This window comes from Pseudacidovorax sp. (assembly GCF_017991995.1).
Taxonomy (GTDB): domain Bacteria; phylum Pseudomonadota; class Gammaproteobacteria; order Burkholderiales; family Burkholderiaceae_C; genus Xenophilus.
This window is the reverse complement of sequence record NZ_JAGOPN010000010.1, coordinates 118675-132493: the sequence shown is the minus strand read 5'-3', so window position 1 is coordinate 132493 and position 13819 is coordinate 118675. Positions and strand designations below refer to the sequence as shown.

10 protein-coding genes are annotated in these 13819 nt (G+C 68.3%); 6 read left to right on the top strand and 4 right to left on the bottom strand.

Features of this window, described 5'->3' with window-relative positions; genetic code table 11:
* Positions 1-6: 6 nt before the first annotated feature.
* The 4 genes from KBC94_RS15190 to KBC94_RS15175 all read left to right on the top strand — a co-directional run bounded on the left by KBC94_RS15190 (position 7) and on the right by KBC94_RS15175 (position 6856).
* Positions 7-3228, top strand: coding sequence for a CusA/CzcA family heavy metal efflux RND transporter (locus KBC94_RS15190; RefSeq protein ID WP_294371615.1), 3222 nt, complete (start codon positions 7-9; stop codon positions 3226-3228).
* Between the two features lie 12 nt (positions 3229-3240).
* Positions 3241-3684 carry a hypothetical protein gene (locus tag KBC94_RS15185; protein WP_366934712.1) on the top strand — a complete coding sequence of 148 codons (444 nt, stop codon included), beginning with the start codon at positions 3241-3243 and terminating at the stop codon, positions 3682-3684.
* A gap of 101 nt (positions 3685-3785) precedes the next feature.
* Positions 3786-6350 (top strand): heavy metal translocating P-type ATPase, encoded by a 2565-nt coding sequence (locus KBC94_RS15180; protein ID WP_294371833.1) that lies wholly within the window; start codon positions 3786-3788, stop codon positions 6348-6350.
* 125 nt (positions 6351-6475) lie between these two features.
* On the top strand, positions 6476-6856 hold the full coding sequence (locus KBC94_RS15175) for a DUF4148 domain-containing protein (RefSeq protein WP_294371613.1): 381 nt from the start codon (positions 6476-6478) through the stop codon (positions 6854-6856).
* Here the strand turns inward: KBC94_RS15175 and KBC94_RS15170 are convergent.
* The 4 genes from KBC94_RS15170 to KBC94_RS15155 all read right to left on the bottom strand — a co-directional run bounded on the left by KBC94_RS15170 (position 6849) and on the right by KBC94_RS15155 (position 11588).
* Entirely contained in the window at positions 6849-8261 is a 1413-nt protein-coding gene (locus tag KBC94_RS15170) for a heavy metal sensor histidine kinase (RefSeq protein ID WP_294371612.1), read from the bottom strand. The genes KBC94_RS15175 and KBC94_RS15170 overlap by 8 nt on opposite strands.
* A gap of 8 nt (positions 8262-8269) precedes the next feature.
* Positions 8270-8950, bottom strand: a complete 681-nt coding sequence (locus KBC94_RS15165) for a heavy metal response regulator transcription factor (RefSeq protein WP_294371609.1) — start codon at positions 8948-8950, stop codon at positions 8270-8272.
* Positions 8951-9037: 87 nt separating this feature from the next.
* Positions 9038-9433, bottom strand: a complete 396-nt coding sequence (locus tag KBC94_RS15160) for a hypothetical protein (RefSeq protein ID WP_294371607.1) — start codon at positions 9431-9433, stop codon at positions 9038-9040.
* Positions 9434-9953: 520 nt separating this feature from the next.
* On the bottom strand, positions 9954-11588 hold the full coding sequence (locus tag KBC94_RS15155; protein ID WP_294371604.1) for an FAD-dependent monooxygenase: 1635 nt from the start codon (positions 11586-11588) through the stop codon (positions 9954-9956).
* A 96-nt stretch (positions 11589-11684) separates the two neighbouring features.
* On the opposite strand from KBC94_RS15155, the gene KBC94_RS15150 reads away from it, so the two are divergent.
* Positions 11685-12584 carry a LysR family transcriptional regulator gene (locus tag KBC94_RS15150; protein ID WP_294371601.1) on the top strand — a complete coding sequence of 300 codons (900 nt, stop codon included), beginning with the start codon at positions 11685-11687 and terminating at the stop codon, positions 12582-12584.
* Between the two features lie 185 nt (positions 12585-12769).
* The gene (locus KBC94_RS15145; protein WP_294371598.1) at positions 12770-13714 is read left to right on the top strand and encodes a tripartite tricarboxylate transporter substrate binding protein; all 945 of its coding nucleotides are present in this window, start codon (positions 12770-12772) and stop codon (positions 13712-13714) included.
* Positions 13715-13819 lie beyond the last annotated feature (105 nt).

Genomic DNA, 13819 nt, shown 5'->3' with positions numbered 1-13819 from the left:
GCGACCATGTTCGAGAGAATCATCCGCTTTGCCATCGAGCAGCGATGGCTGGTGCTTTTGGCTGTGCTGGCCATGGCGGCGCTGGGCGTCTACAACTACCAGCGCCTGCCCATCGATGCAGTGCCGGACATCACCAACGTCCAGGTCCAGATCAACACCGCAGCGCCGGGCTATTCGCCGTTGGAGACCGAGCAGCGTGTCACCTATCCCATCGAGACCGTGATGGCCGGGCTGCCGGGCCTGCAGGAAACCCGTTCGCTTTCGCGCTACGGCCTGTCGCAGGTGACGGTGATCTTCCGCGACGGCACCGACATCTATTTCGCTCGCCAGTTGGTCAACGAGCGGCTGCAGACCACCACCGGCCAGCTGCCCGACGGCATCCATCCGGTGGCGGGGCCGATCTCCACCGGCCTGGGTGAGATCTTCCTGTGGACCGTAGAGGCCGGGGAAGGCGCGACGAAGCCCGACGGCACGCCCTACACGTCCACCGACCTGCGCGAGATCCAGGACTGGGTCATCAAGCCGCAGTTGCGCAACGTGCCCGGCGTCACCGAGATCAACACCATCGGGGGCTACGCCAAGCAGTACCAGATCGCACCCGTGCCGGAGCGGCTCGCCGCCTACGGCCTGTCGCTGGCCGACGTGGTGCGCGCGCTGGAGCGCAACAACACCAACGTCGGTGCCGGCTACATCGAGCGCCGCGGCGAGCAGTACCTGATCCGCGCGCCGGGCCAGGTGCGCAGCGTCGAGGACATCGGGAACGTGATCCTGTCCAGCGCTGGCAGCACGCCCGTGCGCGTGCGCGACGTGGCGCAGGTGGAGCTGGGCCAGGAGCTGCGCACGGGCGCGGCCACCGACAACGGCCGCGAGGTCGTGCTCGGCACCGTCTTCATGCTCATCGGCGAAAACAGCCGTACCGTCTCGCAGGCGGTGGCCAAGAAGATGGAGGAGATCAACCGCAACCTGCCCGAAGGCGTCGAGGCGGTGACGGTCTACGACCGCACGGTGCTGGTGGACAAGGCCATCGCCACGGTCAAGAAGAACCTGCTGGAAGGCGCCATCCTGGTCATCGCGGTGCTGTTCGCCTTCCTGGGCAATCTGCGCGCGGCGGTCATCACCGCGATGGTGATCCCCCTGTCGATGCTCTTCACCTTCACCGGGATGGTGAGCCAGAAGGTCAGCGCCAACCTGATGAGCCTGGGAGCGCTGGACTTCGGCATCATCATCGACGGCGCGGTGGTGATCGTGGAGAACTGCGTGCGCCGCCTGGCGCATGCCCAGGCGCACCATGGTCGGCCGCTCACGCGCACCGAGCGCTTCCACGAGGTCTTCGCCGCCTCGAAGGAGGCGCGCCGGGCGCTGCTGTTCGGCCAGCTGATCATCATGATCGTCTACCTGCCCATCTTCGCGCTCACCGGCGTGGAGGGGAAGATGTTCCATCCGATGGCGCTGACGGTGGTCATCGCGCTGCTCGGGGCCATGATCCTGTCGGTCACCTTCATTCCGGCGGCCGTGGCCCTGTTCATCGGCAACAAGGTCACCGAGAAGGAGAACCGCCTGATGCGCTGGGCACGGCGCGGCTACGAGCCGCTGCTTGCCCGGGCCCTGGACGCCAAGGCGGTGGTGCTGACCTTTGCCGGCATCGCGGTGGTGCTGTGCGGGCTGCTGGCCACGCGCCTGGGCAGCGAGTTTATCCCGAGCCTCAACGAGGGCGACTTCGCCATCCAGGCCCTGCGCATTCCCGGTACCAGCCTCACGCAGTCGGTGCAGATGCAGCAGCAGCTCGAGACGCGGCTGAAGGACAAGTTCCCGGAGATCGAGCGCATCTTCGCGCGCACCGGCACCGCGGAGATCGCCTCCGACGCCATGCCCCCGAACATCTCTGACGGCTACGTCATGCTCAAGCCCGAGAAGGACTGGCCCGAGCCCCGGCGCACCCGCGCCGAGTTGGTGCAAGCCGTGCAGGAAGAAGCCGCAAAAATTCCCGGCAACAGCTACGAATTCTCCCAGCCCATCCAACTGCGCTTCAACGAACTGGTCTCGGGCGTGCGAAGCGACGTGGCCGTGAAGGTCTTCGGCGACGACATGGACGTGCTGAACAAGACCGCGGCGGACGTGGAGAAGGTGCTTGCCGGCATCCCGGGCGCATCAGAAGTCAAGGTGGAACAGACCACCGGCCTGCCGATGCTCACCGTCCACATCGACCGCGACAAGGTGACGCGCTACGGCCTGAACATCGCCGACGTGCAGGAGATCCTGGCCACCGCCATCGGCGGTCGCGAGGCCGGCACCCTGTTCGAGGGAGACCGTCGCTTCGACATCGTGGTGCGCCTGCCGGAACATGTGCGCGGCGACATCGACGCCATCCGCCGCCTGCCCATTCCACTGCCGGCCACCGCGTCCGGCGCGCCAGGTGCCGCAGGCGCTGCCTCTGCGCGCGTCAGCTTCATCCCCCTGGCCGAGGTCGCCATGCTCGACCTGGCGCCCGGCCCCAACCAGGTCAGCCGCGAGAACGGCAAGCGGCGCATCGTCGTGAGCGCCAACGTGCGCGGGCGCGACCTGGGCGGCTTCGTGACGGAGGCTGCCGCCGCGCTGGAGGAACGGGTGAAGATCCCGACGGGCTACTGGACGACCTGGGGCGGGCAGTTCGAGAACCTGCAGTCGGCGACGCAACGCCTGCAGATCGTGGTGCCGGTGGCGCTGCTGCTGGTCTTCACCCTGCTCTTCGCCATGTTCGGCAACATCAAGGACGGGCTGATCGTCTTCACCGGCATCCCCTTCGCGCTGACGGGCGGCATCCTGGCCCTCTGGCTGCGGGGTATTCCACTGTCGATCACCGCGGCCGTGGGCTTCATCGCCCTGTCGGGCGTGGCGGTGCTCAACGGCCTGGTGATGATCTCCTTCATCCGCAACCTGCGCGAGGAGGGCCGCTCCCTGGACGCGGCCATCCACGAGGGAGCGATCACCCGCCTGCGCCCGGTGCTGATGACGGCGCTGGTGGCATCGCTGGGCTTCGTGCCGATGGCCATCGCCACGGGAACGGGCGCCGAGGTGCAGCGCCCGCTGGCGACCGTGGTGATCGGCGGCATCCTGTCCTCTACCGCGCTCACGCTGCTGGTGCTGCCGGTGCTCTACCGGTTGGCGCATGCGAGGGACGAGGAGGAAGAGGTGTTCGACGGACCGCCTGCTGCAGCGGCTGCCGGGCCGCCGGACGCGAAACCTGCCTGAGCCTTCAACGCCGTGAACCCCTCGCACGGCCGTGATGCCGAGGGGCTTGAACCAGGTGACAGGACCTCCATGACCATGAACATTGCTCGATTTCTCGCCATCTCCTCCCTGGCCCTGAGCGGCGCCGCGTTCGCTGCCGGCGACCATGCCGACGAGGCCAAGCCGCGCCACGGCGGCGTGGTGACCGTCGTCAAGGACGTGAGCTACGAACTGGTGGCCGCCAAGGACGTTCTGGCCATCCATGTCAGCGACCACGGCAAGCCGGTGGACCTCAGCGGCGCCACGGCCAAGCTGACGCTGCTGTCCGGCACCGCGAAGCAGGAAGTGGAGATGAAGGCCAACGGTCCCGCCTTGGAAGCGCGCGGTTCCTTCGAGACCGGTCCTGGCACCAAGGCAGTGGCGCAGGTCGCCCTCAAGGGCAAGCCAGTGCAATCCGTGCGGTTCACGTTGAAGTGAAGTCATCTACTCGCGCCTGAGCGCCCTGCGTCCATGGGGTACGGACCGCGCATGCATGGACTCCCGCCCTTCATCGGCTCCCCAGCTTGACCAAATCCATCATGACAAACAAGCTCAGCCTCGACATCCCGGTGGTCCTGCCGGGCGTTCCTGACGCTGCGGACGCCTGCGTTGGGCGATTGATCGACGAGCTGCAAGGGCGCGCCGGCATCGACAAGGTGCATGTCCGCCCCGGCGAGGGCTCCTCGCCCGCCCAACTGTGCATCCACTACGACCCGGACGTGCTGCCTCTGGCGCGGATCCGCGAGATCACGCAAGCGGCCGGCGCGAAGATCACCGAGCGTTTCGGCCATGTCCAATGGCAGGTCGAAGGCATCGGTCACCAGCGGCGCGCGCAGACCGTCATCGACAGTCTGCGCACGCTGCCTGGGGTGCTCGAAGCGGCGGCGAGTGCCGCGGGGGTGGTACATGTGGAGTTCGACCGGGAACGTCTCACCGAGCAGTCGCTGACCAGCGCGCTGGCGAGGCTTGGAGTGACCGTCGTGGCTGGCATGGTCAAGACAGGCTCTGGAGACCACGCGGGCCATGGCGAACCAGGGCATCGGCACGAGACGGGAGAAGATCATGGCCAGGAACACGATCACCCGCACGGCCACGGGGGATGGCTGGGGCCCAACACGGAACTGATCTTCGCGCTGGCCTGCGGCGCGTTGCTGGGGATCGGTTTTGCCGTCGAGAAACTGCTGGGCGATGCACCCGGCTGGCTGCCGGTGGCCTGCTACATCCTGGCATACATCTTCGGCGGGTTCTACACGCTGCGCGAAGCGCTGGATAACCTGCGGCTCAAGCGCTTCGAGATCGATACGCTGATGCTCGTCGCCGCGGCTGGTGCAGCGGCGCTCGGCTCCTGGATGGAAGGGGCCCTTCTGTTATTCCTCTTCAGCCTCGGGCATGCGCTGGAACACTACGCCATGGGGCGCGCCAAGCGGGCGATCGAGGCCCTGGCGGCGCTGGCGCCCGACACCGCCATGGTCCGGCGCGATGGCCAGACCGTGGAGATCGCGGTGGAAGAACTGGTGGTTGGGGACATCGTGCAGGTTCGCCCGAACGAACGCCTGCCCGCCGATGGCTTCCTGGTGAATGGCTCCTCCAGCATCAACCAGGCGCCAGTCACCGGCGAGAGCATTCCCGTGGACAAGCGGCCAGTGCCCGATGCCGCCGCCGCGCGGATTCGTCCTGACACGGTGGATGCGGTTTCGCGCGCGTTCGCCGGCACGATCAACGGTGCGGGTGCGATCGAGATCGAGGTCACGCGCCGCTCCGGCGATTCGGCCTTGGCGCGCGTGGTCAGGATGGTGAGCGAGGCAGAGACGCGCAAGTCCCCGACGCAGCGCTTCACCGACAAGTTCGAGCGCATCTTCGTGCCGGCGATCCTCGCGCTCGTCGTGATACTGCTGTTTGCCTGGGTGGTCGTGGACGAGCCCTTCCGGGACAGCTTCTACCGCGCCATGGCCGTGCTGGTGGCTGCGAGCCCCTGCGCACTGGCCATCGCCACGCCCAGCGCCGTCCTGTCGGGCATCGCGCGTGCCGCTCGCGGTGGCGTGCTGATCAAAGGTGGCGCACCGCTGGAAGAGTTGGGCTCGCTCAGCGCGATGGCCTTTGACAAGACGGGCACGCTCACGGAAGGCCGGCCCCGGATCACGGACGTGGTGCCGATCGACGGCGTGACCGATGAGGAACTGCTCGCCGTGGCCGTCGCGGTCGAGTCCCTGAGCGACCATCCTTTGGCAGCCGCCATCGCCCGCGACGGGCGTGAGCGCCTGGGCGCCAAGCCGCCTCTCGTGGCGGCTGATCTCGAAAACCTCATCGGCCGCGGCGTCAGGGCCCGTGTGGACGGCGAAACCGTGTGGATCGGGAAAGCCGAGATGTTCGGCACCGATGGCGTCCCGCCCCTGAGCGGCGCAGCGCAAGCGGCCATCGATCGACTGCGCGAGGCCGGCCGCACCAGCATGGTGGTGCGCCGCGGCGAGCGCGATCTGGGGGCGATCGGGCTGCTGGATACGCCGCGCACAGGCGCGCGCCAGGCACTGCAGCAACTGCGCGGCCTGGGCATCACCCGAATGATCATGATCTCGGGTGACCACAAGAACGTCGCCCGGGCGGTGGCCGCCGAGGTGGGCCTGGACGAGGCCTGGGGCGACCTGATGCCCGAGGACAAGGTGCAGGCCATCCGCAAGCTGCGTGAGCAGACCAAAGTCGCGATGGTCGGCGACGGTGTCAACGACGCGCCCGCCATGGCCAACGCAACTGTCGGCATCGCCATGGGCGCCGCGGGATCGGACGTGGCGCTGGAGACCGCGGACGTCGCCCTCATGGCCGACGACCTGATGCATCTGCCCTTCGCCGTGGGGCTGAGCCGACACACCCGCGCGGTGATTCGGCAGAACGTGGTTGTCAGCCTTGGCATCGTCGCCGTGCTCGTGCCCGCGACGATCATGGGCCTGGGCATCGGTGTGGCGGTCGCCGTCCACGAGGGCTCCACCTTGCTGGTGGTCTTCAACGCACTTCGCCTGCTGGCGTATCGCACGCCCGCGGCGTCCCAGCGCGGTCACTGCACGATGCCAGGAGCGCGACGCCGTTCACCCGGAGATGGAGGCCTTGCGTAGATGACAAGAGCATGACACAGATGTCATCGTGGCGTGCGCCAAGTGTCGGGTCCGTTTCCTAGAGTCAGTTGCACATCCTGGTCGGGGTGACCGGTGCCACTGCCACTGTCTTTAGGAGACCTTCCATGCACATGCCTGCCCATCGTTCCTTCGTCGCAGCCGCGGGAGCGGCTCTGATGTTCCTGGCGCCTGCCGCCAAGGCCGCCGGCGCCTTCCATCCCGACACCAGCGAAGCGGGCGCCGTCTTCTTTCCCGACCATGTCAGCGTGAAGTCGCGCGAGCAGGTCAACGCCGAACTGGCCAGCGCCATGCAGCACCCCGCGTGGCAGACAGCCATCAGCCGTGGAGCGCCCTGGCCGGTCACCAAGACTGGGGCCGGGCTGACCCGCGAACAGGTCAACGCGGACCTCGACGCCGCCATGAAGCATCCCGCCTGGAACAGCGTCAGCCGCGGCGCACCGTGGCCCGTGCAGCGCCCGGCCCCGTCCACGTCGGCCGTCAAATAATCCGAGCGGGCGATCGACCGCGCGCCTGGGGCGCGTTCTCCGGCGCGCTCATGGTCCCGGCTGGAGGGGGAGATGTCGAGGCCATCGGCCTCGCGGGGGAATGGGCCTCGCGCAAGCTCAGGCCGACCCGCGTGATGCCGTCCTTGCTGCTCGCGAAGGTGGTGCCGCCGTGCATCCGCGCGATCGCCGCCACGATGGCCAGGCCCAGACCGTGATGGCTCGCCGAGCCGGCGCGTGACGGATCTGCGCGGTAGAACCGCTCGAATAGCCGTGGCAGGGCATCGGGGGCGATGGGGGGGCCGTGATTCTCCACGGTCAGGCGAACCTCGCCTTCGTGCCGCTCGATGCTCACCAGGATCTGCGAGCCGGGGGCCGCGTAGCGCTTGGCGTTGCTCACCAGGTTGGAGATCGCCCGCCTGAGCAGCCCCGTGTCCATCGGCAGCACGGCCTCGCCACGCACCGTCAGGCTCACGCGCGCATCCTCCAGGGAAGCTTCCTGAAACTCCGCGACGGCCCGGACCTGCTCGGCCAGGCTCTCGGGCGCGCCCCGGCGGGCCTGCGCGCCGCGATCGGCCTTCGACAGAAAGAGCATGTCGGTGACGATGGCGGTCAACCGTCGGGCTTCCTCCAGTTGTGATCCCAAGGTCTCCTTGAGTTCTGCCTCCGAGCGATCGTGGCGCAGTTCCACCTCCGCCTGCGCGATCAGGTTCGACAGGGGCGTACGCAACTCATGGGCGACGTCGGCGTTGAAGGCTTCGAGCTGGGCATAGGCGGCCTCCACACGGCCGAGCAATCCGTTGAACTGGGCGATCCAGGGGTGCAGCTCGCTCGCGTAGCCCGCAGGGTCGATGCGATGGCCAGGTTGGTCAGGGCCTGCGGCGCCGGTTTCGTCGGCCAGCTTTTTCAAGGGGCTCAGGCCACGCCGCACGAGCAGCGTGCCGGTCAGCGACACGAGCAGCGTGCCCAGGACGGCGGCGCCCACCAGCGTCCAGGCGAGTCGCTCCAAGAGCACCTTGTCGCTGCCGATGTCGAGGCTCATGCGCCCTTCGACGGGTTGGCCGTCGATCCGTGCGTCCCACAGCGTCAGCTTGCGGGTCTGCCAGGTGTCGCCTGCGGGGCGCATGCTGGATTCGTACAGCGGCTGCCCCGCCGCCCAGAGGGACACCGCCGCATCGGTGTGGGACTGGAAATAGTCGTCCAGCTTATGGCGCAGGGCGTTCGCGTTCAGGGGCTGGATGGTTTCCGTCACCACCCGCCGCACGATGTCGGCGTGTCGTGCGAACTCCTCCTCCTGCTTGAGCTGGAAGCTCCATCGGGTGGTGGCGTAGACGCCGGCGCACACCAGGCTCAGTCCCACCAGCGTCTGGATGGCGAACCAGCGCGAGAGCGAGGTCTGGATCGACATGTGCCGGCTCAGCGCGCGGCGCCGCGGTGCTCCATGACGTACCCCATGCCGCGGACGGTGTGCAGGAGCTTGTCCTCGAACGGATCGTCGATCTTGCTGCGAAGGCGCCGCACGGCCACTTCCACCACGTTCGTCTCGCTATCGAAGTTCATGCCCCAGACCTGGTCGGCCAGCACCGCCCGGGACAGGATCTGGCCCTGTCTGCGAAGGAGCAACGAAAGCAGGGCGAACTCCTTGGCCGTCAGGTCCAGGCGCTTGCCAGAGCGTGTGGCCCGGCGCGTGGTGAGATCCAGCTGTAGATCGGCCAGGGCATAGCGCGTGGCGTCCTGCATGGGGCTTCTTCGCAGCAGCGCACGCACGCGGGCCAACAGTTCCGTGAAGGCGAAGGGCTTGGACAGGTAGTCGTCGGCACCGCCCTCCAGGCCCCGCACGCGGTCCTCGACATCATCGCGTGCGGTGAGCATCAGCACCGGGACGGGGCTGGACTTGCGCAGCTCCTGCAGGACCTTGAAGCCGTCCAATCCCGGCAGCATGATGTCCAGGACGACGGCATCGTAGTTGCCGGTCTGCGCCAGCGCCAAGCCTTGGTTGCCATCGCGGGCCAGGTCCACGTTGAAGCCGCTTTCCACCAAGCCCTTGCGCAAATAGTCGCCCAGCTTTTCCTCGTCTTCGACCACTAGCAGGTGCATGGGAAGGAATGGTAGCCCGCGCGCCGATGGGCCCTGATTACATTCCTGTCATCACGGCAGCCGCCCCGTCGCCGCGAGTGGCAGCCGTCACTGGCCGCTGGCCGCGGCCGTGGAGTTCGCGCGCAGGCTGTTGAAGGCTTGCTGGGCCCGCCGGTAGGCTGGCCCGGCGGTGTCGAAAGGCACTTCGCCGTAGGCCATCTGCGACATGCCGGAAGCGACCCACGCCTCGGCTTCGGCCTGGACCTGGGCACGCGTCTTCCGGCTCACCGTCACGGTCGCGCGAGCCTCGCCTTCCGGATAGCCGGTGGCCGGCGCGGTTGCCATCCAGTCGCGCGTTTCGTGAGCCACATCGGCGCGCGACAGCTGCGAGGCCGTCGCAGCCGGTCGGGGATCGCCTTCGGCGTAGTTGCCGGCCAAAGCGGGGGAAGAAACGGCAGCCATGGCAAGGGCGATCAGGGCGAAGGGGGTGCGGGCAATTCGCATGAAAGGGTCCTTTCGGTTGAGTGTGAATCGAATGGCATCAACGTTTCTGATGCCACGTCCAGACTCTACGAAGACCAGCTCGCGAAAAGGCGCACGCCGAAATTACAAATACGTCATGCAGCGACCTTTCTATTTTTCAAACTGACGAACGCCGCTTGCCGCGGCGCTTCTCCACCGATGAGATACCTTCGCACTTGCGCGCGGCCTGACTACCTCACGCGCACATCCATGTGGGCTCAGGAGCTTGGCCGACTCGAGGAGGCTTATTGGCCCGAGGGTAGGGCACGGCGTCAAAGTCTTGCCCGAGGTCGCCCCCGCGTGGATGCAGAAAGCGGCCTCGGCATTTGGCGTGCTATGGCATCCTCGCCCCATTGTGGGTTACGAAAAGACTCCGGCCCATTGGCAATTGCCGCCAATGCCAATCGGCGCGACTTTGCCCGAGTGGTAACTGTTGATCCCGAGGTCTGACGCGGACAGGTTTCGCTCGACTTCTTGATGGGGCCAAGGACCTGGTGCACTATCAGGATATCTTCTGCATGGCGCCAACTGCCATGGCAAGGACTTGGTCCGCGTCGAACGGCCCGGTATCGGCCGCGTCGGTCCAGGCGACGAACTCGTCGGGCCGCACCAGGATCAGGCGGGCGTCGTAGCGTGCCCGCTCGTCTTCGGCCGTGTCCTCGACCACATCCAGCGGCACGCCGGCCGACCGCGCGGCCTCCCGCAGGGCATCCACCTTCTCCTGCTCCGCGCCGAAGGCCAGCAGGGTGAAGCGACCCTGGAGCCGCTGGTAGACGTTGGCGCCCGAAGACAGCCTCGCCGGCGCCAGGTGATGCCCGGGGCGGGCCTGGAAGGCGTGCGAGCCGACCGCGCTGCCGCCCGTCCCTCGGCCGTCGGGGCACGGCGCCACCACCGGCGAGCCTTCGTAGTTCGGCTCGAAGGCATGCACCTCGCCCACGGCGCTTTCGCTGCGCACGCGCCACGCTTGCTCGAAGGCGGGACGGTCGCGCCCGGGGTCGAACGCATGCAGGAACTGCCGGTCGGTCTCGATCGACCGGGCGATGAAGTCGCGCGCGGTCGATTCGAAGACCGGCCTGCGCTCGCTGTCGTACGAATCCAGCAGCGCCTCGCCGCCCCAGCCCTGCAGCACCGCGGCGAGCTTCCAGCCCAGGTTGCGCGCGTCCTCGAAGCCGGTGTTGACGCCATAGCCGCCGTAGGGCGGGTGGCTGTGCGCCGCGTCGCCGGCGACGAACACGCGCCCCGCCCGGTAGGTGTCGGCGACGGCGAAGCGCAGGTCCCAGAAGCCGATGTGCTCGAACTCGACCTCGAACTCCGCGCCCACGGCCTCGTGCAGGTAGCGGCGGAAGTCGAAGTTGTCGCGCGTGGTGCCCGGCGGGACGGGCGCATGGAAGAACCAGGTGCTGCCCAGGTCCACGCGCCCGAAGAACTTCCAGTAGCCGTCCAGTTGCGGCTGCAGCACGTTGTAGTAGGACTTGCCGGGGTAGCGCGCCAGCAGCTCGTGCAGCCCGCGCGAGCGGAACACCAGCAGCACCATCATCCGGTCATGGTCCGACAGCGTCTGCGTGATGCCGGCCTGCGTGCGCACCAGCGAGCGGCTGCCGTCGCAGCCCACCAGCCAGTCCGCGCGCAGCGTCCGCGCGGCCCCGCCGCCGCGCTCGGCCACGGTCAGCGTCACGTGGTCGCCCGCGGGCGCCACCGCCGTCGCCTCCCAACCATAGAGCACCCGCACCGAGGGCAGCTCGGCCACGCGCGCCCGCAGCACCGCCTCGGTGGCGTACTGCGGCAGCCGCTCGTTGGCGGTGAAGTAGTACGGGCGCACCAGGTCGCGCTGCAGCCAGTCGTAGTGGTAGGGGCCGAGCAGCGAGCCGTAGGCGGTCAGGCCGCCGATGCCGTACTCCGGCGGAATGGTGCGCGCCGCGCGCAGCGCCTGCTCCGCGCCCCAGAAATGGAAGTGCTCCATGGTCCGCTGCGTCAGGTTCTGACCCTTGGGGATGGGCTGCGGCTGGGGGTACCGCTCGACCAGCGTGCAGCGGATGCCGCGCTGCCCCAGCTCGATGGCCAGCCCCATGCCCACCGGCCCGCCGCCGACGATGGCGACCTGGCAGTCCTGGTCCCTCGAAATCTCCTGCTTCGACATGCTGCGTGCTCTCTCTTTTCCGTGGATCCGGAAATTAGGCACCAGGCCGATGCATCAGGCAAATTTAGCTATGACATGAACTGATAATGGCGCCATATGAATCTCTCGACGCGCCAGATCCGGGCCTTCCTGCACGTCGCCCGCGCCGGCAGCTTCACGCGCGCGGCCGAGCGGGTGCACATGACGCAGGCGGGCCTGAGCATCCTCGTGCGCGAGGTGGAGCGGCAGCTGGGCGCGCGCCTGTTCGACCGCACCACGCGCGCAGTGGTGCTGACCGAGGCGGGCCGGCGCTTCGCCGTCGTCGCCGAGTCCGTCCTGGCGCAGCTGGACGACGCCACGGCCGAGATGGACGCCATGGGCAAGCGCACGCGCCAGCAACTGCGCATCGCGGCCACGCCGCTGGTGTCGTCCCATCTGCTGCCGCACATGCTGGCGCGTTTCCGCGACGACCATCCCGGCATCCGGATCCAGCTGCTGGACGACAACCTGGGCGGCGTGCAGGAGGCGGTGGAGTCGGGCGCGGCCGACATCGGCCTGGGCTTCTTCTTCAAGGTCAGCGCCGGGCTGGTGCGCCGCCAGATCGCGCAGTTCCCGCTGATGCGGGTCTCGCCCGCCGGTGCGCCGCCCACGGCGCTGGGGCGCGCCAGTTGGGCCTCGCTGCGCTCGGCGCGCCTGATCACGCTGCCCGCGGACAACCCGATCCAGCGCGCCGTCGACCTGCACCTGCACAAGCTCGGCGTGGCGCAGGAAAGCAGCCAGCCGGTGAGCTTCATCGCCACCATGATCTCGATGGTGGAGGCGGGCTTCGGCGTGGCCGTCATGCCGACCTTCGCCGTGGCCGCCTGCCGGCGCCACAGCGTGCAGATCGACCTGCTGGGCAGCCCGCAGATGAAGCTGGGCTTCTACCGGATCGCGCGCCGCGGCGCGGCCCAGACCCAGGCGATGAAGGACTTCGACGAGGTGCTGTCGGAAGACCTGCCGCGGATGTCGCGCTGACGCCGTCCTGCGCATCCCATATGGAACTCATATGAATTCATGTGACTCCTGAATTTCTCTTTGTCCCTGCGTCGATGGCCTAATGCCACCGTTCGAGGCGCCATGCCTTGACACAGCGCAGACCACCTGCAGCCGGACGGGCCGGCGGAAGGAGACAAGAGGTGAGATTCGGAATGCTTCGTTGGATGTCCATCTTCGCGGCCGGCTGCGCCATGGCCGCGTCCGCCTGGGCCTGGCCGGACCGGCCGATCACGCTGGTCGTGCCCTACACGCCGGGCACGGGCATCGACCTGGTGGCGCGCCAGCTGTCGGCGCGCCTGCCGCAGGTGCTGGGCCAGCCGGTGGTCGTCGACAACGTGCCGGGCGCCAGCGGCAACATCGGCAGCGAGCGCGTGGCGCGCGCCGCGCCCGACGGCTACACGCTGCTGGTACAGGTCAGCACGCTGGTGATGAACAAGAGCCTGTACAAGTCGCTGCCCTACGACCCGGTCAACGACTTCGCGCCGGTGGCGCAGACCTCCTGGGGCACGCTGCTGCTGGTGCGCAACCCATCGGCGCAGAAGGCCGCCACCGTCCCGGCGCTGGTCGCCGAGGCCAAGGCCCGCCCCGGCGCGCTGACCTACGGCACGCCCGGCGTCGGCACGCCGCACCACCTGGCGATGGCGCTGCTGACGCAGAAGGCCGGCATCGAGATGCTGCACGTGCCCTTCAAGGGCACGGCCGGCGCCGTCACCGACCTGCTGGGCGGCCGCCTGGACTTCATGTTCCTGCCCGTCCACGTGGCGCTGCCGCACATCAGGGCGGGCAAGCTGCAGGCGCTGGCCGCGGGCAGCGACCAGCGCGTGCCGCAGCTGCCCGACGTGCCGACGCTGGCCGAGGCCGGCATCGACACCGGCAGCGTCGACATGTGGTACGGCGTGCTCGCGCCCAAGGGCACGCCGCCGGCGATCGTCGAGCGCCTGAACGGCGCGATCGCCGGCATCCTGCGCCAGCCGGACGTGGCGGCCGCCTTCGAGACGCAGGGCATGGTGCCCGCCGTCTCCAGCCCCGGCGACTTCGCCCGCCTGGTGGCCAAGGACGCCGCGCGCTGGGCCGAGGTGGTGAAGAAGGGCGGCATCACGGCCGACTAGGGCTGACTGGGCGCAAGCACGTTGGGAATCAGCGAGGACCGATCCCGTTCGGTTCAGGGGTGCGTGCGCGCGTGGACTTTCGACGAAGACCAAATGAAGGAGACA

Coding starts and splice junctions, on each gene's coding strand:
- KBC94_RS15190 (WP_294371615.1), top strand. CDS start 7: ATGTTCGAGAGAATCATCCGCTTTGCCATCGAGCAGCGATGGCTGGTG.
- KBC94_RS15150 (WP_294371601.1), top strand. CDS start 11,685: ATGAATCTCTCGACGCGCCAGATCCGGGCCTTCCTGCACGTCGCCCGC.
- KBC94_RS15170 (WP_294371612.1), bottom strand. CDS start 8,261: ATGTCGATCCAGACCTCGCTCTCGCGCTGGTTCGCCATCCAGACGCTG.
- KBC94_RS15160 (WP_294371607.1), bottom strand. CDS start 9,433: ATGCGAATTGCCCGCACCCCCTTCGCCCTGATCGCCCTTGCCATGGCT.
- KBC94_RS15175 (WP_294371613.1), top strand. CDS start 6,476: ATGCACATGCCTGCCCATCGTTCCTTCGTCGCAGCCGCGGGAGCGGCT.
- KBC94_RS15165 (WP_294371609.1), bottom strand. CDS start 8,950: ATGCACCTGCTAGTGGTCGAAGACGAGGAAAAGCTGGGCGACTATTTG.
- KBC94_RS15180 (WP_294371833.1), top strand. CDS start 3,786: ATGACAAACAAGCTCAGCCTCGACATCCCGGTGGTCCTGCCGGGCGTT.
- KBC94_RS15155 (WP_294371604.1), bottom strand. CDS start 11,588: ATGTCGAAGCAGGAGATTTCGAGGGACCAGGACTGCCAGGTCGCCATC.
- KBC94_RS15145 (WP_294371598.1), top strand. CDS start 12,770: ATGTCCATCTTCGCGGCCGGCTGCGCCATGGCCGCGTCCGCCTGGGCC.